Raw genomic sequence first — 20,674 nt, forward strand, 5'->3', positions numbered from 1 at the left:
CCGATTTTTTTATAACTATTCTTCCGGATTATCCGGTGTGTCGGTGTTATTTTCGGGCGGCTCAGAGTTGTTGCCCTGGGCCTCGTCAGAATTTGCCGCACCATTCTCTGCCTCAGGTCCATCTGATGACTCCATCTCATCAAGCAAACTTTCAAGTTCGCTCATGATTGATGCAGCCTCTTCCCAATTGCCTTCAGATAATTCCTGCTGATAGGACTCGAACAGATCAGAGAATTCCTGCAATTGATCTTCAGCTCCCAGCATTGGATCATCTTCAGGCGGTTGCGGTTCTTCCTGCTCAGGCTCCTGTCCTTCCTCACCTTCCTGCTCAGCATCCTGGCTGTCTGAATCAACGATACTCAGCATTTCCTGCAGAGCAGTGTCAAAATCAGCTTCCATCACGATTTCATCTTCATAGGCAACGACAACACGTTTCACTTCAGGCAACGATGTCTCGTTGTTCGATTCAATATAGATCGGTTCAACATAAATCACCGTATCTTCAATCGGTATCGCCAGAAGGTTGCCGCGGATAACATCTGATCCACCCTGTGCCCATAAGTTCAATTCCTGTGAAATTTCACTGTCCTGGTTAATCCGGTTTTCAATTTGCTGCGGTCCATAAATGTTCCGCTGTTTAGGAAATTCATAGACGAGCATCTCACCGTAATTCTCGCCGTCATTTCTGACACCGATCCATGCAATCATATTCTGCCTGTTTTTCGGCGTATACGGGAGCATCTGAATAAATTCCTCTTCGTCTTCACCTGGCAGCTTCATCGTGATATAGTATGGCTCCATTTCGATATCTTCATCGAAGTAGCGTTCAGTCGGGGACTGCCAAGCATCTTCACGGTTATAGAAGACTTCGAGATTTGACATATGGTACGTGCCATACATTGAAGCCTGAATCGAAAACAAATCTGTCGGATACCGGAAGTGTGCACGGATATCCTCAGGCACTTCTTCGGTGATTAAATCAGGGAATATATTCTGGAATGTCTGCAACAATGGCTCTTCAAGATCGGCTGCATAGAAGTTCACTTCACCAGTGTACGCATCAACCATGACTTTGATTGAGTTCCGGATATAATTTGTGTCACCCTGAAATGCTTCAGAATATGGATAATTTTCTGCTGTCAAATAAGCATCGATCATCCAAACAAGACTGCCATCGTCCCGTACTACTAAATAAGGATCCTGATCATACTGGAAAAATGGTGCAATCCGGTTAATACGATCCATGATGTTCCGTGTTGCCAAGAGTTGACTATCCTCATTCAGCTGATCGGACAGAAGCATTCGGAAGTTTCCTTCATCAATTGTAAATAATAACCGGTTAATGCCTGTAAGCGGAATACCGGTTTCAGCCTGGTACCTGTTACTGGCATTCGTATCACCATCAGGGTAGTCAAATTCGTCGACTTCACTGTTTGTGATAACATTAGGTGCATCATTTTCACCAAAGTAAATTTGAGGCCTCTCAACGTCCATAACACCTTCAGGCGGCACATCCTGAAGCATATACTCCGGCTGGCCCTGTGCCGTTACTTCGTTGACGTGGCTCATCGCTGCACCGTAACCATGGGTATACCGCAAGTTTTGGTTAACCCATGTTTGAGCCTGATCCGGCAGACTCGAGGTATCAAGTTCTCTTGCACCCAAAAAGACTTGTTCATATTCGCCATCGACCTGATAACGGTCGATATCAACATCGTTAAATTCATAATAAGTACGGAACGTCTGCACCTGATTATAAACATCAAGCAATGGCCGCACATCATTCATCCGGACATTATCAATTGTTCCTTGATTTCGTTCAACCATTTCCGCACTCAATTCCCCATCAGCCGGGTGCTGCTGTTCGTTAATGTTATCAAGATCATAGGCGGCTCTTGTGTAATTCAAATTTTCCTCAAGATAAGGTTCTTCCACAGCAAATTCATTTGGGGAAACTACAAAGTTTTGAACCGCTACTGAGACACCTTGACCGACTACAAGAAGTCCTATATAAACAACGATAGGTGTCAGCATCGTTTGAATATTGCCTCTGATGAGTTTTATAATCATCCAGATTGTCATCAGTAACGCTACAGCTGCCAGTATATAAGCTTTTGGAATGTTAACAACATCATCCGTGTAACTAAGTCCTTCGACGACACTTTCCTGGAATATACTGACCTGGTTTGAAGCCAATGTCCCAAAAGGCTGCAGCAGATGATAACTTGCTATCATCAGACCAATAAACCCTAGTGTTAAGCCAAGATGCAGCTGGGCTGACCGGCTCATGCGATACATATGAAATACTGAATAAGCACCTATTTCCACCAGCAGGAAAAAGATAGCAAGCCCCATGAGAACAGATACAACCAAATTAAGCATCGGCAGCACATAAACATAAAACGAAATGTCCATGTTAAAATACGGATCGGTCTGTCCAAAGGAAGCATGGTTAAGCAGTTTAAGCGCGCTCTCCCAGCCGACTCCCTGGATGATACTGCTTCCGAACAGTCCTACAACGGCGGAAATCGCAAGCATAATCCCAAACATCGTTTTCCGCTTTTCAAGTAATGGCGGTAACTGACTCGATGTGAAATGCTTTAAATACGAGCGGCGAATCCAGAAAACCGTAAAGAATGTCGTCACGGCAAACAAAATAAAGCCTGCCACTCCAAGCAGTACTTTGCTTGTCAGGATTGTCGTAAATACATTTCCGAAGTTCAATGTATCCATCCATATGTAATCAGTGATAAGCTGGAGCGCAAACAAGCCTATAATCACTGCCAAAATGATCCCAAGCACAATATAGCCAATCCAATTAAACTTTTTATTCCACGTTATGTTAGGCCGTTTGGAACCATTTGAACCTCCGTCAAAAACGTCCAATTTAAAACCTCCCCCTCAATCCATCGAAAAAATAACAGACTATCAAATCAACGTTATTCCACGTATGTTGTCACTTACAATCATACACGACTCACGTCTGAAAAGAAAATGATAGTTATTTAATCATACGATTAATTAAGAGGGGAGGTTTCAATTTATTTATTTCGGCCTTCCGTTTCATCTTTCCCTGCGTCCAACTCCTCAGAGAACTCTGTCTGCAGACGTCCGGTTCCCGATCCTCTTTTTCGTTCTTCAAATCGCTCAGCTTCAAGGTTTTCATTCAAATACGTATGAATAAACGGCTCACAGCATGTTATAAAGAATGCAGCGATCAACGATACTGATATAATGGGAAAACTTGCTTCAATGAACATTCCGCACAAAACCCATAGCGTCACAAAAGCGAGTGGGAAGTCAATAATGGAAGCGGTCAAATTTCCCAATCTGCGAAGAAGAAATAAATCGCCAATGAGAAACGAGAGACCTGTCGTCAGCAAACTGACCCAAAACAAATTCGTCAAATTCGCATCATAAAAAATACCAAATAGCGAAAAAACCGTTATGCCAATTGCGATCGCTTTAATTCCCAATGCTTTCAAATGAATCATGATAAAGCCACCCTTTCCTGTTTTCGTAGCACTTATAGTGTGGCAGGAAAAGATGGCTTTATACATTCAGTGGTGTAGCTTGCAGGGTATTCGATTGTAATGCCTTGGTCGGGTGCTTTCTCTGATCATGGTGCGTCCCATTGGCGGTTTCCGGAACATATTTTGCCTTTCCGGAACATATTTGCCCTTTCCGGCACATATTCACCGTCTCCGGAACATATTTGCCCTCTCCGGAACATATTTACCGCCTCCGGAACATATTCTAATCCCTGTCCCGCATTGCTCCATAAAAAACTGCTGCAAATTTAACTTTGCAGCAGTCGCTCCATTATGATTGCTTTATGGCGTCACTTATTGAATCTGCTGTGATCTTGGAATGCGATGTGTGCCAGGTTACTTTTTTATCCTGAATGAGAAAAATTTGCGGTGATTCATGTTTCACACCGGTCTCTTCTGCAATCTGATTAGAAACGGCCCGGTCTTCAATAACTTTCACCATATAAGCATCAATCTCGTCCCCGGCTTCTTCCAAATATCTCTGATACTGTTCAAACGCTCCGGCGCTGATCGGGCACGTTGTACTATGCTTAAACAATAGAACCGGCTTGTCTTTCGAACGGTCCCAAGCCTTTTTTAAATCCTCTGTTGATTCCAAATTTTGCAGTTCTGCCATTGGTATTCCTCCTTAAATTTAGCCTTCAATAATTTTCACATGGACCTTCCGTGTTCTCGGGCCATCAAACTCCGTAAAATAGACACTCTGCCACGTCCCCAGGATTAATTGGCCGTCTGAAATGATCAATGTTTCACTCGCCCCGACCACAGATGATTTCATATGACCATCAGAGTTGCCTTCCATATGCACATATTCCGGCTTATTCGGAAATGTCTCATCCAATCCTAATTTTAAATCGGTCTTCACATCGGGATCAGCATTTTCATTGATGGTAATTGCTCCGGTTGTATGCGGACAATAAACGACCATAATTCCGTCACGCACACCGCTCTCGGATAAAACTTCATCCAAATAGCTATCCAAATTGATGAATGACTGCTTTTCATTGGTTGAGATTTTAAATGTATGCAACGTTTTTGCCATCGCTATCAGCTCCTTTTGCAAAATTCCGGCCAAAGATGCCACGGATAATCCTCAGGTGGCAGCGATTCATTTTCCCGCATATCTTTCTTTGTCGGATGCTCAAAAGCCAATTTGTGCGACCATAAAGCAATCTGCTGCCCCGGCTTATTTACATTTTGACCGTATTTCTGGTCGCCGTAAATCGGACAGCCGATATTTGCCAATTGGACGCGTATTTGATGCGGCCGGCCGGTGTGGAGATTAACGCTTAGCAAGCTTAAACCGTTGTGCTTTCCAACGATTTTGTAATCCAGTAGCGCTTTTTTGGCCTTGTTCGTATTTGCTGAAACAACCTTCACTTTATTTTCCTTATGGTCTTTCAGTAAAAAATGCTCAAGTGTGTCCTGCGTCCGTGGCGGGTTTCCCCGGACGACCGCCAAGTATTGCTTCTCAAACGCCCCTCTGCGTATCGCGTCCGACAAGCGTGAAGCGGCTTTTGACGTTTTGGCAAACACCATCACTCCGCCGACAGGCCGATCGAGCCGGTGGACGAGTGCCAAATAAACATTGCCGGGCTTCTGGTGGCGGACTTTGATATCATTTTTTAGCATTGACAGTAAATCGTCGTCCTTCGTTTTGTCTTCCTGCACTGGTATATTGACCGGTTTCTCAACCACAAGCACATGATTATCTTCATATAAAATTGAAAAGCCCACCCGCTCCACATCTCCTTCACTGATGATAATTACAGCATAACATATCCACCGCAGTTTTCTCAGTGATCGGGCAAGAGGTCTGACACCTTGTGCCACGCGGGATAAAAAAAGAGATGCACGATTAGCACATCTCCTTGCAGTACCTATACTAGTTTGTTACCGCTTCTTTATTTTCACGGACTTGCTTCAATGCACCGCTCCATGCCAGCAGCTGATCCAGCATTTTGTTGGCATTGTCTGCGTGATAATCAGCCGGTTTAAAGATGCTGAAGTTTTCAAAGTCGGTCATCAGCGAGAATGTTACGGCTGTCTGAACGTCTGCAATCTGCAGTTCGCCAAAGATCAAACGCAGGTTTTCGTGGGCACGTGTTCCGCCGAGGCTCCCATAACCGACGAGTCCTGCTGCTTTATCAGCAACTTCCGGCTTCAGGTAATCCAACGCGTTTTTAAGCGCGCCTCCCACGGAATGATTGTATTCCGGCGCCACGATGATGTAGCCATCAAATGAAGCCATTTTCTCTGACCAAGCGTTGATCGTCGCTTCAGCTTCAGATTTTTGTGCTTCAGGTACTGATGCGCCAAGCAATGGCAGCTGGTAGTCAGCAAGATCCACGATTTCATACGAAGCATCTCCACGCTTAACCGCAAAATCATGAATCCAGTTTGTTACAGCTTCTGCATTACGCCCTTCCCGGACGCTGCCTAAAATAATGCCTATGTTTAACATATTGTTTCCTCCCGCATTCCCTGCATTTTTTTGAATTCAGGTTAAATGAATTCATTATTTTGTTAACATGTGTATCCTATCACCATTCAAATTGACTTTCAATCTTTTTGCTTATGTTTTATCATGAGGTTATTAAAAGTAACAAAAATAATATGCAGGGGCTGCCCGCATATTAAATGGCACCAACCGTGTTATTAAAACGGAAATGCTGAATCTTTTTCTTTTTGTATCTCGCTGAAGACGTTAGCACCATGCACAAGATCATCTGCCAGCCGGTTCAGCCTGAATATGGCATCATCGTCTACAATCTCTTTCTGATAATAGCTCTTTTCTTCCACAAATACATATTTGGGTATAATAACTGCCTTCATATACGAAAGAATTGGTTTCAGCTGATGTTCCGGCACCAAATAATGTTTGGCGGAACCCGCTGTCGCAACAACGCCCACAACTTTTTCTCTGAAAGCTTCATTTGGAAGTAAATCAAACAAGTTTTTCAATGCCCCAGGAATCGAAGCCTGAAAAATTGGTGTTCCGATCACATAAGCGTCTGCCGTCATAATTTTCTCCAGTACCGCCTTCGTATCGCCGCTGTAATCACGGTAATCACGGCCATCACTGAAAACAAGATCAAACTCGCCAAGATTAATCAATTCCGTTTCTATATCTGCATGCTGTTTTTCAATATTATTTAAAATCTGTTCGACGGCAATTCGCGTTTTCGATCCGACAACAGAACCGGCTATCCCAATAACTTTCAACATAACGCCTCCTCAAAACTGCCACAAGCAAGCAGCACCATCAAATTTGCAATTCTCTTTAGTGCTATTTTACACAAAAAGCCATCTTAATACAGCAAATTGAACTGAAGGGTTTTGTAATTTTAATTAATAGACCGCATTCCCGTTATCGGAAATGCGGTTTTTACTTGTGTTTGAATATAAAGGGATAAACTAAGACCTGTCTGCTTCCGGCATCTTAATCTCCAAGCGGTCTTGCCTTTCCCCATCAGCACTGATTGCCCAATAACTGTATTCCGGGTCAGCGCCTGCAAAATTTTTATTAATGGTAACAATTAGTTTATCCGCGTTATGAAAGTAGACCGGGCTTGTCACGTGTTCATGGAAGTTTGTCAGCTGTTCGGCCTGTTTCGTTTCCAAATCCATCCGGAAAGCTTCATACACGAAAGTACCATTCTCATCTTTCGCCGCAACATCCGAAAAAACAATTGATTTTCCATCCGGGGATAATGTCGGTGATGAAATAACAGGTGTCCCGGAAGCAAAATCACCAACAGGAACCATTCTTTCTTTGCTGTTATCCTTAAGAGAAAGGAACACCAGCTGATCATTGCTCTGATAAGTTTTATACATAAGCTTATCACCGCTGGATGTCACCTCAAGCGATGACATATCGTAGGCCTTTTGGTCAGTTATCCGCTCCGTTTTTCCAGATTCAAGATCCATTCGGAAAATATCAAAATCATGAGGCCGCTCAGAAGCAATCGGCGAATAATTTTTATAAACATCAGCTTTCAGGAAATATAAGGACTTCCCATCAGGTGAAAAAGCTCCCTCCGTTACATAACCGCTTGTGTTTATCCGTTGTTTTACCGTTTGACTGTTTCGGTCAAAAATACGCAGCTGGCTGTATTGCCGCTCTTCGCTTTCCCATTGCTCGATGAAAGCAATACTTTCGCCATCGGGAGAGAACTTTGGATTATGATACGACTTCCCTTCTTCCGGTTTTGCCAAAAGTTCAGCTTTCCCTCCGCTGACAGGAACAGCATACAATGCCGCGTCATCACCATGAAAATAGGAAAAAACGAGTTCACTGTCATCCGGAGAGATATCTGTTGATTGACCGAAACCGGAAAAACCATCCGGACCCGCAGCTAAAGAACCAGCGCCCCACAGAATTAAAAACAGAAAGACCATTCCCGTTATAAAGCTGATATTTTTCATTTTAAGCGTCATGCGCTAAAACCTCCCGGAAAACATAAGAAAAACGGCAAAAGGAAATGCAATTGCCAGCAAGGAAAAGCCAAGGCCGGTCAGAAGAGAAACGAGCGGTTTTTTGGCGATAGCACCCATCTGGTATTTATAAGCAATAATCCAAAGAATAATAGGCGCAACTGTTATAAAGGCATATACGCCAAGGCCGGAAAAAGCAAGGAACGCCCATAAAAAGAAAAGACTAATACCGGCAACCGCCGCTCCAAACAATAAATTCACCACATAACTGAACAGCACAAGTCCGCGTTTTTGTTGCAGGTTTTCAGTCGGTTCACTTGAATAATAAGAATTCCGTATGACTGCAACAGCCCCCAAGAGAATCAATGTTACAAGATAAATCCCGAAAAAAATCGCCTGCCAAGTTGACATGCTCCACGCCACTGCGAAATTTATCCCGTTCCAAATGATATTAACGAGCAGCAGCAAATTAGTAATATAAAAGTACTTGCCGACATATGAAATATTGATTGCAGCCAACGTCACCGCACTTCCAGACAAAAGCTGTACAGCAAGCCACCAGACAGGAATCGGTTCGTTAAGAAAAAATACCAAATTCACATAAAAAATAACCCCAAATAAAATGGTTCCGATTCCTATCAAATGGAAAAAGCCGCGCTGATATGGATACATCGACTCCTGCAGCTGATGCCCAATCATATCCGATTCCCCAAAGTCAGACAACGCTTGCTTTTCGGCCTGTTTTTCATCAAATCCCCCGCTCATATATCGCTGTTTCGCTTCCTCCAAATGACTGATAAGCTCTTCCCGTATGTCCTCTCGTTCATCATGTGGGCTTTGCATGTGCTCCAGAATCTTCTCGACGTGCTTTTCAATGTTTGTCATGACGGATCTCCCGATGTTTTTGTTATCAGGCTATGGACACTGTTCCATTCGTCCAATTTCCGCTCCAACTCTATTTTGCCGTCATCAGTTATCCGGTAATACTTTCGCCGCCCATGAGGTGTTTCATACCAATATGAGCTCAGCCACTGCTTTTTCTCCATGCGTTTTAATGCCGGGTAAAGTGTCCCCTCACCCATGTTATAAAGCTGCTCGCTTTTTTCCTTCAGCACTTTTACCATCTCATAGCCGTACATATCAGTTCCGTTTAGCAAATTAAGCAATAAAATATCAATACTGCCTTTCATAATTTCACGATCCACTTAAACTTCACCTCTTTTGCTATTGTATTACGAGGTACATCGTAATACAAGGGTAATAATATGAAGGAACACTCACGACACACCTTGCAACTATTTGATATAATGAAGACAGGTATTTTAGGAGGTGTACAAATGTACATCATTGTAGAAGATAAAATCAAAGAGTCAATCGAAAATGGAGACTTTGACAACCTGCCGGGAAAAGGAAAAAAGCTTAATGTGCGTGATGAGCTGCCGGGTCTGTCACCGGAATTGAACCAGGCCTACAAGATTCTGAAAAATGCCGGTTTTGTTCCCGAAGAAGGTGAAAAAAAGAGCGGAAAAGATTTGACCGGTAATGATTTAATGACGTATGCAACCGGTGAAGATTATAAGGATAATGCCAAGCGGGACAAGCAATTCGAGGATCTTGTCCAAAAGCGGAAGTTGCACCGAAATAAAAAATTTCCATTTTACAGGAAGAAGATTTTCAATAAGCTATCCTAAGAGGAACTGGTACGACATCATTCTAATATGTCAGCTGCCAGTTCTTTTTTTGTAAAAGTGTTAGCAGGAAACCAAGAAATATCTTGAGATTATTTGCTTAACAAACAAATCGATGTAACCATTAAAAAATAACCACTTATGCCCGGAAAGCGGATAAGTGGTTATTTATCTAATGTTATAATACGGTACTGTGTCAAATGGCATCATAGCTTATAAATCTTCCTTTATAAAAAACAACACATCGCCATGCACGACTTTGTCGCCGGCTTTTACCTTTAACATCTCAACCGTTCCTCCTGAACCGCTCAAAATTTGCTTCACTTTTCCTTGATCCGGGCGAATCATAACGAGCACTTGCTTCTCCTGAATCTTCCCGCCTGATTTAATTTCGACGCTTTCCACATTTCCTTTAACCGGGGTTGTTACAATATGGCCTTTGCCCCACCGTCTTGGGAATACTTCATACTTCATTAAAATCATCTCCTTTAGTTTTAATAAATTCTCTAATAAACCACCTGCTTCCATCTAATTATTTGTTTTTTTCACGTCCAGTCTAAAGTAAGCTGTATCGATTACATATAAAAATTGGCATTCAATTCCGTCTTTAATTTATATTACTAATTATAAGTTCTCCAACGAATCGAAACAATATATACTTTCGATTGGTTTAATCTAATTTTGATATGAATTATTTAAAAACATAAGCATCCACTTAACAATTGCTCTAATAAAGGATTATAATATATTTATAAAATCGTACTGGGGGCTGTACATACAATGACTGATAAAAACAATGAGATCGTTCAAAAACTAAAGACAGCGCACGAAACGCGAGAGCCAATTGACTTTATCCGCGAGCAATATCAATTGGATGAACCCGAAGCTTACCGAATCCAAGATCAATTTGTGAAGGAAAAATGCAAACGAACAGGCGAGAAAATTGCAGGTTATAAAATCAGCATGACAAGCCCCGACACACAGGCATACGCTAACACTGACGAGCCGGCATATGGCACATTCACTGAAAGCAACCTTATTCAGTCAGGCGCGTCCGTCTCACTGACTTCTTTGTTTGAGCCGCTTATTGAGCCGGAGCTTATATTTGTGCTTACGGACGATTTAACTGCCGGAGCATCCGAATCAGAAATTATCTCAAAGAGCAATCTTGCAGCCGGACTTGAAATCCCCGATTCCCGTTATAAAGCCTGGTTTCCGAATTTCACATTGGAAGACCTCCTCAGTGACAATGGTGCTGCCGGACTTGCGGTCATTTCGGGTACTGTTAAAACACCATCCTTTGAGCAGCTTGGCAGTATTAGTATGGAATTGTTCCATGATGAGGAGAAAGTTGGTGAAGGCGACTCTTCAAATGTCCTTGAAAACCCTGCTTCAGCGGTTGCCTGGCTTTCTAAGAAGATGGCCGGTCACGGAAAGACACTGAAAAAAGGGGCGATCATCGCATCCGGCACCTTTATTCCACCAATACGTGCTAAAGAAGGAACCTATAAGGCTGTGTATACAGGAATTGGTGAAGTAATTGTGACATTCACCCGCTGATATTACCCATATAAAACCCCCGCATTTCAAATCAAAATGCGGGGGTTTTTCTTATGAATTATTCTCATCGTTATTTTCAGTGTCTTCTGCGTCCTCTGCCTCTTTTTCCTCATCGGTATTATCTTTCTCGGTATTTTCCTCTCCTGAGCTTTCCTCATTAGCTTTACCGTACTGGTATTCGCTCGGATCAACAGGCTCCCAGTCTTCACTAGGTTCATAGAATCGCAGCAGATCACCATTCAACACTTCATCGTTCAAGCTCAATTCGTAATGAACCTGATCACGTTTTTCTTTCATTTCTTCAGTCGGTTCCTCTATCGGTTCACCGGTGTCATTATCATAAAAGACCTCTTGCACGTAACTGTAGTCTTCCGTCATAAAACTTCCATTGCGGAACGGAACAAAGTCTTTATGCTCGTCTGAGAACATGTCAGTCCCAAACTGAATATAGTCTTTTGAGTCGATACCCAATAAATGCAACATTGTCGGTACAACATCCGTCATGCCTGAATATTCATGGTTCGTTCCCTGTCCTTCCATGCCCGGGACACGAATCATATAAGGCACACGCTGCAAGTCGGCATTTTTCAACGGTGTGATTTCTTCACCTGTTATTTCACTCATGGCCTTGTCGTGGTTTTCCGAAATACCGTTATGGTCGCCATAAATCATAATGACAGAGTCTTCATACAACCCTTTCTCCTTCAGGTCATCGAAGAACTGTTTCAGTGCTTCATCCAGGTAACGTGCTGTCTGGAAATAACGGTCCACTGTGCCATCACCGGTTTCAGCCGGTTCAATCGATTCTTCACCCTCATCCAGGATAAATGGGTAATGGTGAGTCAATGTCATCATATGGGCATAAAATGGTCCGTCTTTTTGATTAAGTTCTTCCAATAATGGCATGGATTGCTTGAAGAATGGCTTATCTTTCAAGCCATAATTAATGACTTTTTCCTCGCTCATGTTGTAATAACTCTCTTCATAAAACTTATCAATGCCGAGCTGTTTATATACTTTATCCCGGTTCCAGAATGACCCCTCGTCACCATGGAATACAGCACTTGTATAATTTTGTTTCTGATCAAGAATCGCCGGCAGTGCCTGGTACGTGTTCGAGCCTTTTGTCACAAATGCAGAACCTTGCGGTGTACCATATAATGACGTATCCAATAATAGTTCCGCATCTGCGGTTTTACCCTGTTCAGTCTGGTGGAAGAAGTTATCAAAGTACGTGAAATTCTTGCTTTCATCATGAACAAGCGAGTTAAGAAATGGTGTTACTTCTTCCCCGTGCAACTCATAATCAATCAAGAATGACTGAAATGACTCAAGGTGAATCTTAATAATATTCTTTCCTTCTGCTTTTCCGAAATATTCCGCGTTCGGTTCTGCATATTTCTTATCGGTGTAATTTTCCACCTCATTTAAGTCCTCACTTGAGGCCATCTGCCGTTTAGCATTCGCTTTAACCGATTGAACGGTGTTGAATACGGCAAAGTTAGGGGCACCAAGATATTTTACAATATAATTATTATCAAACACCCGCTCCAAAAGCTGTGGACGGTCTATCTCCGCCAGACCCAGATTGGCAGCAAATACAAGGACTCCCGAAGCCAGCACGGCGAAAGGCTTCCTGAAACTGAAGCGTGCCGGGGACCAAACAGATTTCCGTTTAACAAACAGAACAGCCAGAATAATCAGGTCGAGTGCATACAACAAATCATGCCATTCTGCCAACCCGAAAAAACTTTTGCCGATACTGCCGGCATTGTCCGTCTGCATAAGCGTTTGTACTGTGATAAAGTTATTAAACTCGCGATAGAACACAATGTTGGCGTACATAAATAATGTGAGCAATGAATCTATAATTAACAAAGCAATACCGAATCGTTTGCCTTTAAAGAATAGCGCCAGACCAAGCAAAATAAGCCCCGTACTCAAAGGGTTTATAAACAGCAGAAAATGCTGCAGCAGGTTATTGACACCTAAATTAAACTCTGAAATATATATAATATACGTTTTCATCCAAAACAAGACTAACGCCAGCAGAAAAAATCCCATTTTAGTTGATTTTAAACTTGCTAACTTTTTCATATTTTTTCACTCCATATTTTTCAAACTGACTTTAAAGTTAAGTTCAGTTGTACTATCATGCCGGTAACCAGAAGCTAAAAAAGCTTTTTAAAATTACGGGCTGAAGATATATTTTACACCTAGAACGTCATTTTGTTAAGACCTAATTTACATTAATTTAACACGGAATTATTAATTCCCGTTATAATGAATTTTAAACCAGTTATTTTGTAACAAAGAAAGGAGTAAAGTCCCATGACTAAACATATTGTTTTTTATGATGCTGAGTGCCCGTTATGCCGGACAGTAAAAGCAGTACTGATGAAGCTGGACAAGAACGATGCTATTCTTTGGCATCCGGTCCAGAAAGTAAGAGAAGACCATCAGCTGGAAATAAACATCTATAAGAATATGTATGACGAGATTTATATGTATACCAAAAACAAGGAAGTCCTGACCGGGTTTTATACGGTGCGCAAGATTCTTTCCGTGCTTCCGGCAACCAAACTTATCGGGCGTTTTCTTTACATGCCGTTTGTAGATTATGTTGGAGACCCGGCATACCGTTTCGTGTCAACCCGCCGTTATAAATGGTTTGGACGCGTGCCATATGACGGGCAGTAAAACACGGTTCTTTGGAAGGAGGAAACGGGAAGGTCTCGTTTATGGGCTGATGTACAAGGGTACACTAATGACAAACAGCAATGTATGAGGTGACCTAAAGTGACTCCCATTAACTCAAAACAGCAGTTCACATATGCCCGGCGCAATTTCTGGTCAGGCATTCTTTTTGGTCTGGGTCTTGTAGCCTTCCTTGACGAAATGGTTTTTCATCAGCTTTTGGGCTGGCATCATTTTTACGATAAATCGACTACAGAAATTGGACTGTTATCGGACGGTCTTTTCCATGCCTTCAGCTGGTTCGCCACGGTAGGTTCGCTCTTTATGGTCGCCGATCTCCGGCGAAGAGATGCCTGGTGGAAAAAAAGATGGACCGGCGCTGTACTGATTGGGCTCGGGTTCTTTAATCTTTATGATGGTCTTGTCCAACATAAATTAATGCGCATTCACCAAATCCGCTATGATACGAATAACCTGCTGATGTACGATATCGCATGGAATGTGATCGCCGTCGTGTTTTTGCTTGCAGGTATTTGGATTGTTCATCAGACGCGAAAACGATTGATAGAAAGCAGCTTGTGACATGACGCATCAACCTATACCTTTGGCCACTGAATTGCTGCTTGCTTTTCCTTTTATGGCGGCATTTATTATTTATATAACTGCCCTCGCTGTCTCAATGAAAAAAGACAGGGACTGGCCGGTCTATCGTACCTTATTCTGGTCTGCCGGTATTCTGCTGTGTCTTATTCCTGTAGCCGGACCATTGGCACAACTCGCCCACATGGATTTCCGGTATCACATGACCGGCCATCTTTTATTAGGTATGTTGGGGCCGCTTTTAATGGTGCTGGGAGCCCCGGTTAAACTGCTGCTGCGCGCCTTGCCGGCAGCCAAGGCAAAAACGCTCACGGGAATTCTACGCAGTGGAACACTTGCTGTTCTCAGTAACCCGGCTGTCACGGCCGGACTCAACCTCGGAGGACTTTGGGTTCTTTATACAACTGACTTATTTCGGCTGATGCACGAAAGCATGCTTTTGCACATACTTATCCATCTGCATATATTCCTTGCCGGCTATCTTTTTACGGTCTCCATGATCTATATCGACCCGATCCCCCACCGCAGAAGCTATGTGTACCGCAGTATTATTCTAATTGCAGCCCTTGCCGCTCATGGTATTCTGTCAAAATACTTGTATGCCTATCCGCCGGCAGGTGTTCCGAGAGATGAAGCAGAAACCGGCGGGATGCTAATGTATTACGGTGGAGATGCAGTTGACGTTGTGATTGTTATCATTCTTTGTTGGCACTGGTACCGATCGACAAAGCCGAAAACCAGAAATGAACGGACTACTTATGTATCAGGATAGCTTTAACAAATATTTCAAAAAGCCAAAGTATAGAAGCTGCGGCTTTTAAACGATTTATGTTCAATTTTTAGGTTGGTTTGAATCTAAATATAACTGACACAAAACACCCCTTTAGACAAAATAATAATCTAAAGGGGCATTTTTTGTTCACCGTTATAAATTTCCTTTACTCGACTGTAACTGATTTTGCTAAATTCCTTGGTTTATCAACATCACAATCGCGGTGCAAGGCTGCGTAATAAGCGAGCAGCTGCATTGGCACGACACTGACAAGCGGTGTCAATAGTTCATGCACTTGCGGGAGGACAAAAGCGTCGGTATCCTGCTCAAGACCTTTCATGCTGAAGATCATGTCATTAGCACCGCGCGCAACAACTTCGTGGACATTGCTGCGGATGGCATAATTGACTGCTTCCTGTGTTGCCAGCGCGATAACCGGTGTGCCTTCTTCAATCAGGGCGATGGTGCCGTGTTTCAGCTCACCACCGGCAAAACCTTCTGCCTGAATATAAGAGATTTCTTTCAGCTTCAGGGCGCCTTCCAAGCAGACGAAATAATCTGTCGACCGCCCAATAAAAAACGCATTGCGGGTCGTGCCAAGGTTATCCCGGACAAGCTCTTCAATCGTTTTTTTCTGATCAGTCAACACTTCCATCGCGTTGGCTGTGATGCTGAGTTCCTGCATGGGATCAAAATCGAGATTAAGCCCTTTTGCCTGGGCTGAATCGACGGCGAGAATTGCCAGAACGGCAACTTGCGCCGTATATGCTTTTGTCGAAGCAACGGCGATTTCCGGGCCTGCATGCAGATGCATCGTATAGTCTGCTTCACGAGAAAGGGTGGATCCGGCGACATTCGTAATCGTCAGCGCCGGGTGTCCCATTTCTTTAATTTTAACTAATACCGAACGGCTGTCAGCTGTTTCGCCGCTTTGTGAAATGAACACAAACAACGGTTTGTCGGATAAAAGCGGCATATTATAGGAAAATTCACTTGCCACATGCACTTCTGTGGGGATGCCGGCCATGTTCTCAACGAATTGTTTTCCGACAAGACCCGCATGATAGCTGGTTCCCGCTGCAATAATATAAATACGATCGCACGTTTTCATTGCCGCACGGACATTTTTATCCAACTTCAGGTTACCGTTTTTGTCCTGATATTCTTGGATAATACGGCGCAAAACCAACGGCTGCTCATCAATTTCTTTAAGCATAAAATGCGGATATGTCCCCTTTTCGATTTCGCTCGCATCAATTTCTGCAGTGAAAGGTTCACGCGTCACGGGAGTCCCGTCGAGCTGTTGCACGTCCACTGAATGCCGCTTCACAATGACAATTTCCTGATCATCCAACTCAAGATACTGGTCAGTCTCTTTCAATGTAGCCATGGCATCACTGGCTACAACGTTAAATTCATCGCCGAGGCCCACCAGCAGCGGGCTTTTGTTTTTAGCGACATAAATCGCTTCGTTATCCGCTTTATCAATTAACGCGAGCGCATAAGATCCTTTTAAGACACTGACCGTCTGACGGAACGCTTCAGCTGTGTCCTGATATTTTTCAGCATATTTTTCGACAAGCTGCACAATAATTTCCGTATCCGTTTCACTGCCGAAATCAACCTCGTCAAGGTACGCTCTTTTCAGTTCCTGATAATTTTCAATGACACCATTATGAACGAGCGCAAAACGACCGGAAGCGCTTTGATGCGGGTGCGCATTTTCAGCACTCGGGCCTCCATGCGTCGCCCAGCGCGTATGACCGATTCCTATCGTCGCTTGAGCCGAATCATCAACACGCTGGCGCAATGCAGCAATTCTTCCTTTCACCTTAAACAGATCTATCTCATCGTTATCAAGCATTGCAATTCCAGCTGAGTCATAGCCGCGATATTCCAATTTTTCAAGTCCATTTAATAAAATATCTTTCGTATCGTTATAGCCGATATAACCTACAATTCCGCACATCGTTGTTTCCTCCTTGAAATCAAGGGGCAACAAACGACCTTTATTTTCAATTCCGGGGCGTTTTGTTGCCCCTTCTCGTGATTGTCGTCCGTTCATCTGGCTTTATCCTTTGTGCAGTAAGTCGCCTCACTGTTTTTGGAAAAAGCATTACGACTGAGATGTGCAGCCGGGAGGCACCCGCCGATTGCGCTCGATAACCTCCTCCTCGTCAACTATTTTCATGACCGGTCAGAAAATAGTTCAGGCGCTATATTCTTTCGTTTTCCGTCTACGCTCCTTTCTATTTTTGAATCAACACCTCATAAGCAACTGAGGCTTTCTACATTCTACCCGAGAGAGAACTTGCAGGTCAATTATTTTTTAAAAAGACCGTTATCCAAATGGTAATTTTGACACCATATCCATAAACTGCGACGTAAAGTTTAGTTGGATAGTTTGGGATAACTTTCTAGAGACGCAGCTGGAATATACTCGCTTTCCGTGGGCTCCCCACGAGCCTCCTCGTGAGCAAAAACCGCTCACTGCGGGGTCTCTTAGGCTCGCTGTCCCACAGGAGTCTCGCATATTCCAGCTGCTTACGTGAGTGTTGAAATAACGTTGCGCTACTCATTAAACAGACAAAACTACAGTAAGCACTTTTTAGCGCAGGCAATGTACGGAGACTCCTATGGGAACAGCACGTGTCCGAAGACCCCGCAAGAAAGCGGCCTTTGCTTTCTGAGGAGGCTGAGGCCGTGCCCATGGAAAGCGAAGTATATTGCCCGAGCGACTTTTAATGCTTACCGTAATTAAGAAGGGAAGAATTTTCACTGGTTCGCAGTTTACATCAACTCTACAGGTTAAAGCGCAACAAAATTTACGAAAAGAGCTTTTTTACGGTGTATGGTTTATAAATATGCCTGAATGAAGCATAATGTGTGCCGCGTAAGGATCTTATCTAGTATACTGAACTCAAAAAGTAAGGAGTCTTATTATGAACGCAGCAGACATTCCGCACGATATGCGGTTTAAATTCGGACCGAACCTGCGGGAAGTGCCGATGAATAAAATGGACATGCTTTATGGCATGATGTATCTTCAAAAACAGCTTAATGATGAATCACTCGAGGAAGCCGAGAAAGGAAAACTGCACGGCATGCTCGGAACATATCTCCGCATCGTTGGAGAATTGAATGAAAGCAAACGGCAGTTAAATCAGGCAATTGATATCTTCCGCTCCCTCGATCGAAAGCAGAGTGTGTTCATCAACCAGATGCGGCTCGCCAATACATACCAATGGCACAACGACTTTGACACATCCAATAGAATGTTCGCTGAATTAATCGAAACTGCTGAAAACGACGGCGATTACAGCGAGTTTAAAGATTTTGTCTACCAGCATCAGGGCAAAAACTTATTTGATCAGGAAAAGTATGAAGAAGCACTGCACTATTTCCGTAAAGCGCTTGAGCTCCAGCAAGGCAACCGCAACAAGGAACTGATCGAATCGACTGAAACGGCGATTGAAACATGTGAGAAAAAGCTGAACAAATAACCATCAAAAAGGCGTTACGGGGAGTCCCCGAAACGCCTTTTTTGATAGTACGTTCAATCGCCAGTTCACTGATGTTTTTCCAGAAAGTCCAGCATGCGTTTGTAAACCTTTATTTCGTTTTCCTTTTTCGAAAAGCCGTGGCCTTCATCTTCCAGAACAAGATACTCGACATCCCGGCCTTTTTCCTGAAGCTTGGCAACGATATTATCGGATTCTTCTTTAACAACACGCGGATCATGCGCTCCCTGGATAACCAGCATCGGCTTAGTCATGCCATCGAGGTAAGTAACCGGTGAGTCCTTAATAAACCGCTCCCTGTCACGATCCGGGTTGCCAAGCCAGCGTTCCATAATTGGCTTCCAATGATCAGGAACCGAATTGACAAATGTAAACAGATCGGATGGCCCGAATATGTCGACACAGGCCTTGAAATAATCCGAATGACGCCCATGCAGAAGCAAAGCCATGTAACCACCGTAACTGCCGCCGACGAGGAACAATTTATCACGGTCGGTTATGCCATTTTCAAACAGCCATTCAATCCCCGCCGTACAATCCAGGCGCGGCCCTTCTCCCCAATCTTGCTCGACCATTCTGGCAAACGAAGCGCCATACCCTGTGCTTCCTCTGAAATTCGGGGCAAAGATCGTATAGCCGCGGTTCAGAAAACATTGAAACATAGAAAAAAACGCTTTTCGCTGAGCAGCTTGCGGTCCCCCGTGCGGCCAGAAAATCGTATAACCGTTATCATTCTCCGGTTTAGCTTTATACAGCAGAGCTTCAATTTCCATACCATCGAATGATTGATAGGACACGACGTCCGGCTCAACCATATCATCACTGGCCACCCCGAGCACACGATTATTCGTCAGTTGCTTCCAATTCAAACCGTCTTCAGATTGAAATATGTTCCCCGGCAGTTTATCACTCGTACCAAGCACATAGAGATTGCCGGCTTGCGTAACCTTAAGCTGAAATATAATATCCACCGGGGCCGGAAGTTTCTCAAGGTTTTCACCTTTTAAGTCATAGCGATAAAGCCCTTCGCTTACGCCGTTTTTTGTGATGAAATACAATGCGTTTTGTTGTTTATTAAATTTCAGTTGTTCAATACTTTCATTCTCAACTGAAAGCACTTCGGAAAACGCCTGCTCCTCGATATCAAATTTTGCAATATAACTGTATTCGCTGTTAAAGTTTGTGAGGAAATAGACTGTTTTATCATCAATAAAAACCGGTTCAGATGTCACATGCACTGTCTCCGGGTCTGGTGTCAGATTATAGACCTTATCTCCCGTTTTGAGAAACCCGATGACATATGTATTTGCGAACGACCTGATATAAACAAAGGCATCCTCACTTTTCGACACAGCCGCCAGTTCGGTCGCCGACTCTTCACCTATGTTAAGCAGCGTATCGGTGTCATTTTTTAAATTGCGCAAGCGGGTGTTCATAAATGACGGGTTATCTGCTGATGTAATGTAATAAATGCGTTCCCCATCATCGCTCAAATCCGTGAAGAAAAATTTGTCCTCTTCCTCGCCGGTTATGACCTTTTGCGGGATGCCGCCCGCATAAGGAATGGCATAAATATGATGGTTTTCATCGCCGTCTTTATCAAATCCGGCCAGGACATAACGGCCTTTCGGGTCAAATTTTATAAAGCTGCACGATTCATTCTGATGGGCGAACAAATATGGATATGTATCCGGTAAGTCCATTGCCCATAGATTCATCTTGCCGTCCAGATTCGTACTGAAAACAAGCCGCTCTTCATCTGCACTGACATCAAATGTATTAATTGCGTACGTACGAAAAAATTGCTCGACCGTCGGCTTCGGAAATTCAATCATCGTCTTCCCCCTA

At 43.4% G+C, this 20,674-nt stretch carries 20 protein-coding genes; 6 read left to right on the forward strand and 14 right to left on the reverse strand.

Annotated features, from left to right (window positions below; translation table 11 throughout):
• Positions 1 to 15: 15 nt before the first annotated feature.
• The 10 genes from BMZ22_RS12735 to BMZ22_RS12780 all read right to left on the reverse strand — a co-directional run bounded on the left by BMZ22_RS12735 (position 16) and on the right by BMZ22_RS12780 (position 9,193).
• Positions 16 to 2,886, reverse strand: a complete 2,871-nt coding sequence (locus tag BMZ22_RS12735; RefSeq protein WP_090086190.1) for a UPF0182 family membrane protein — start codon at positions 2,884 to 2,886, stop codon at positions 16 to 18.
• 155 nt (positions 2,887 to 3,041) lie between these two features.
• Entirely contained in the window at positions 3,042 to 3,494 is a 453-nt protein-coding gene (locus BMZ22_RS12740; RefSeq protein ID WP_177183439.1) for a YndM family protein, read from the reverse strand.
• 328 nt (positions 3,495 to 3,822) lie between these two features.
• On the reverse strand, positions 3,823 to 4,167 hold the full coding sequence (ytxJ, locus tag BMZ22_RS12745; protein ID WP_090086196.1) for a bacillithiol system redox-active protein YtxJ: 345 nt from the start codon (positions 4,165 to 4,167) through the stop codon (positions 3,823 to 3,825).
• 18 nt (positions 4,168 to 4,185) lie between these two features.
• A complete protein-coding gene (locus BMZ22_RS12750) occupies positions 4,186 to 4,593 on the reverse strand; it encodes a secondary thiamine-phosphate synthase enzyme YjbQ (protein ID WP_090086199.1) in 408 nt (135 codons plus the stop codon).
• Between the two features lie 5 nt (positions 4,594 to 4,598).
• Complete coding sequence (locus BMZ22_RS12755) at positions 4,599 to 5,288, reverse strand: RluA family pseudouridine synthase (protein WP_090086284.1); 690 nt, start codon at positions 5,286 to 5,288, stop codon at positions 4,599 to 4,601.
• 148 nt (positions 5,289 to 5,436) lie between these two features.
• The gene (locus tag BMZ22_RS12760; protein WP_090086201.1) at positions 5,437 to 6,015 is read right to left on the reverse strand and encodes an NADPH-dependent FMN reductase; all 579 of its coding nucleotides are present in this window, start codon (positions 6,013 to 6,015) and stop codon (positions 5,437 to 5,439) included.
• A gap of 194 nt (positions 6,016 to 6,209) precedes the next feature.
• Entirely contained in the window at positions 6,210 to 6,776 is a 567-nt protein-coding gene (locus tag BMZ22_RS12765; RefSeq protein WP_090086288.1) for an NADPH-dependent FMN reductase, read from the reverse strand.
• A gap of 192 nt (positions 6,777 to 6,968) precedes the next feature.
• Complete coding sequence (locus BMZ22_RS12770; RefSeq protein ID WP_090086202.1) at positions 6,969 to 7,991, reverse strand: PD40 domain-containing protein; 1,023 nt, start codon at positions 7,989 to 7,991, stop codon at positions 6,969 to 6,971.
• A gap of 3 nt (positions 7,992 to 7,994) precedes the next feature.
• Positions 7,995 to 8,873 carry a permease prefix domain 1-containing protein gene (locus BMZ22_RS12775; protein ID WP_090086204.1) on the reverse strand — a complete coding sequence of 293 codons (879 nt, stop codon included), beginning with the start codon at positions 8,871 to 8,873 and terminating at the stop codon, positions 7,995 to 7,997.
• The gene (locus tag BMZ22_RS12780; RefSeq protein WP_090086207.1) at positions 8,870 to 9,193 is read right to left on the reverse strand and encodes a PadR family transcriptional regulator; all 324 of its coding nucleotides are present in this window, start codon (positions 9,191 to 9,193) and stop codon (positions 8,870 to 8,872) included. Before BMZ22_RS12780 ends, BMZ22_RS12775 begins: the two co-directional genes overlap by 4 nt.
• A gap of 132 nt (positions 9,194 to 9,325) precedes the next feature.
• Between BMZ22_RS12780 and BMZ22_RS12785 the strand changes: the two genes are divergently transcribed.
• Positions 9,326 to 9,679, forward strand: coding sequence for a DnaJ family domain-containing protein (locus BMZ22_RS12785; protein WP_090086209.1), 354 nt, complete (start codon positions 9,326 to 9,328; stop codon positions 9,677 to 9,679).
• Between the two features lie 210 nt (positions 9,680 to 9,889).
• Here BMZ22_RS12785 and BMZ22_RS12790 read toward each other — a convergent pair whose 3' ends face one another.
• Positions 9,890 to 10,150 carry a biotin/lipoyl-containing protein gene (locus BMZ22_RS12790; RefSeq protein WP_177183440.1) on the reverse strand — a complete coding sequence of 87 codons (261 nt, stop codon included), beginning with the start codon at positions 10,148 to 10,150 and terminating at the stop codon, positions 9,890 to 9,892.
• Between the two features lie 306 nt (positions 10,151 to 10,456).
• Here BMZ22_RS12790 and BMZ22_RS12795 point away from each other — a divergent pair, with 306 nt between their 5' ends.
• Entirely contained in the window at positions 10,457 to 11,236 is a 780-nt protein-coding gene (locus BMZ22_RS12795; RefSeq protein ID WP_090086214.1) for a 2-keto-4-pentenoate hydratase, read from the forward strand.
• A 51-nt stretch (positions 11,237 to 11,287) separates the two neighbouring features.
• On the opposite strand, the gene ltaS is transcribed toward BMZ22_RS12795, so the two are convergent.
• The gene (ltaS, locus tag BMZ22_RS12800) at positions 11,288 to 13,333 is read right to left on the reverse strand and encodes a lipoteichoic acid synthase (protein ID WP_090086217.1); all 2,046 of its coding nucleotides are present in this window, start codon (positions 13,331 to 13,333) and stop codon (positions 11,288 to 11,290) included.
• A 234-nt stretch (positions 13,334 to 13,567) separates the two neighbouring features.
• Between ltaS and BMZ22_RS12805 the strand changes: the two genes are divergently transcribed.
• From BMZ22_RS12805 to BMZ22_RS12815, 3 genes are all read left to right on the forward strand, one after another.
• Positions 13,568 to 13,936 (forward strand): thiol-disulfide oxidoreductase DCC family protein, encoded by a 369-nt coding sequence (locus BMZ22_RS12805; RefSeq protein ID WP_090086219.1) that lies wholly within the window; start codon positions 13,568 to 13,570, stop codon positions 13,934 to 13,936.
• Between the two features lie 99 nt (positions 13,937 to 14,035).
• Complete coding sequence (locus BMZ22_RS12810; RefSeq protein WP_090086221.1) at positions 14,036 to 14,515, forward strand: DUF2243 domain-containing protein; 480 nt, start codon at positions 14,036 to 14,038, stop codon at positions 14,513 to 14,515.
• A 1-nt stretch (position 14,516) separates the two neighbouring features.
• Positions 14,517 to 15,305 (forward strand): cytochrome c oxidase assembly protein, encoded by a 789-nt coding sequence (locus BMZ22_RS12815; RefSeq protein ID WP_090086222.1) that lies wholly within the window; start codon positions 14,517 to 14,519, stop codon positions 15,303 to 15,305.
• A 166-nt stretch (positions 15,306 to 15,471) separates the two neighbouring features.
• Here BMZ22_RS12815 and glmS read toward each other — a convergent pair whose 3' ends face one another.
• Positions 15,472 to 17,274: a glutamine--fructose-6-phosphate transaminase (isomerizing) gene (glmS, locus tag BMZ22_RS12820; RefSeq protein WP_090086290.1), complete on the reverse strand. Its 1,803-nt coding sequence runs from the start codon at positions 17,272 to 17,274 to the stop codon at positions 15,472 to 15,474.
• A gap of 973 nt (positions 17,275 to 18,247) precedes the next feature.
• Here glmS and BMZ22_RS12825 point away from each other — a divergent pair.
• Positions 18,248 to 18,808, forward strand: a complete 561-nt coding sequence (locus BMZ22_RS12825; RefSeq protein WP_090086224.1) for a tetratricopeptide repeat protein — start codon at positions 18,248 to 18,250, stop codon at positions 18,806 to 18,808.
• Between the two features lie 65 nt (positions 18,809 to 18,873).
• Here the strand turns inward: BMZ22_RS12825 and BMZ22_RS12830 are convergent, their stop codons facing one another.
• Positions 18,874 to 20,661 carry a S9 family peptidase gene (locus BMZ22_RS12830; protein WP_090086226.1) on the reverse strand — a complete coding sequence of 596 codons (1,788 nt, stop codon included), beginning with the start codon at positions 20,659 to 20,661 and terminating at the stop codon, positions 18,874 to 18,876.
• Between the last annotated feature and the right edge of the window lie 13 nt (positions 20,662 to 20,674).

The organism is Lentibacillus persicus (assembly GCF_900112705.1).
GTDB classification, from domain to species: Bacteria; Bacillota; Bacilli; order Bacillales; family Amphibacillaceae; genus Lentibacillus; species Lentibacillus persicus.

Bases quoted from the DNA above. Each gene is read 5' to 3' on its own strand.
- BMZ22_RS12740 (WP_177183439.1), bottom strand. From the start codon at position 3,494: ATGATTCATTTGAAAGCATTGGGAATTAAAGCGATCGCAATTGGCATA.
- ytxJ (WP_090086196.1), bottom strand. From the start codon at position 4,167: ATGGCAGAACTGCAAAATTTGGAATCAACAGAGGATTTAAAAAAGGCT.
- BMZ22_RS12750 (WP_090086199.1), bottom strand. From the start codon at position 4,593: ATGGCAAAAACGTTGCATACATTTAAAATCTCAACCAATGAAAAGCAG.
- BMZ22_RS12760 (WP_090086201.1), bottom strand. From the start codon at position 6,015: ATGTTAAACATAGGCATTATTTTAGGCAGCGTCCGGGAAGGGCGTAAT.
- BMZ22_RS12770 (WP_090086202.1), bottom strand. From the start codon at position 7,991: ATGACGCTTAAAATGAAAAATATCAGCTTTATAACGGGAATGGTCTTT.
- BMZ22_RS12775 (WP_090086204.1), bottom strand. From the start codon at position 8,873: ATGACAAACATTGAAAAGCACGTCGAGAAGATTCTGGAGCACATGCAA.
- BMZ22_RS12785 (WP_090086209.1), top strand. From the start codon at position 9,326: ATGTACATCATTGTAGAAGATAAAATCAAAGAGTCAATCGAAAATGGA.
- BMZ22_RS12790 (WP_177183440.1), bottom strand. From the start codon at position 10,150: ATGAAGTATGAAGTATTCCCAAGACGGTGGGGCAAAGGCCATATTGTA.
- BMZ22_RS12795 (WP_090086214.1), top strand. From the start codon at position 10,457: ATGACTGATAAAAACAATGAGATCGTTCAAAAACTAAAGACAGCGCAC.
- ltaS (WP_090086217.1), bottom strand. From the start codon at position 13,333: ATGAAAAAGTTAGCAAGTTTAAAATCAACTAAAATGGGATTTTTTCTG.
- BMZ22_RS12805 (WP_090086219.1), top strand. From the start codon at position 13,568: ATGACTAAACATATTGTTTTTTATGATGCTGAGTGCCCGTTATGCCGG.
- BMZ22_RS12815 (WP_090086222.1), top strand. From the start codon at position 14,517: ATGACGCATCAACCTATACCTTTGGCCACTGAATTGCTGCTTGCTTTT.
- glmS (WP_090086290.1), bottom strand. From the start codon at position 17,274: ATGTGCGGAATTGTAGGTTATATCGGCTATAACGATACGAAAGATATT.
- BMZ22_RS12825 (WP_090086224.1), top strand. From the start codon at position 18,248: ATGAACGCAGCAGACATTCCGCACGATATGCGGTTTAAATTCGGACCG.
- BMZ22_RS12830 (WP_090086226.1), bottom strand. From the start codon at position 20,661: ATGATTGAATTTCCGAAGCCGACGGTCGAGCAATTTTTTCGTACGTAC.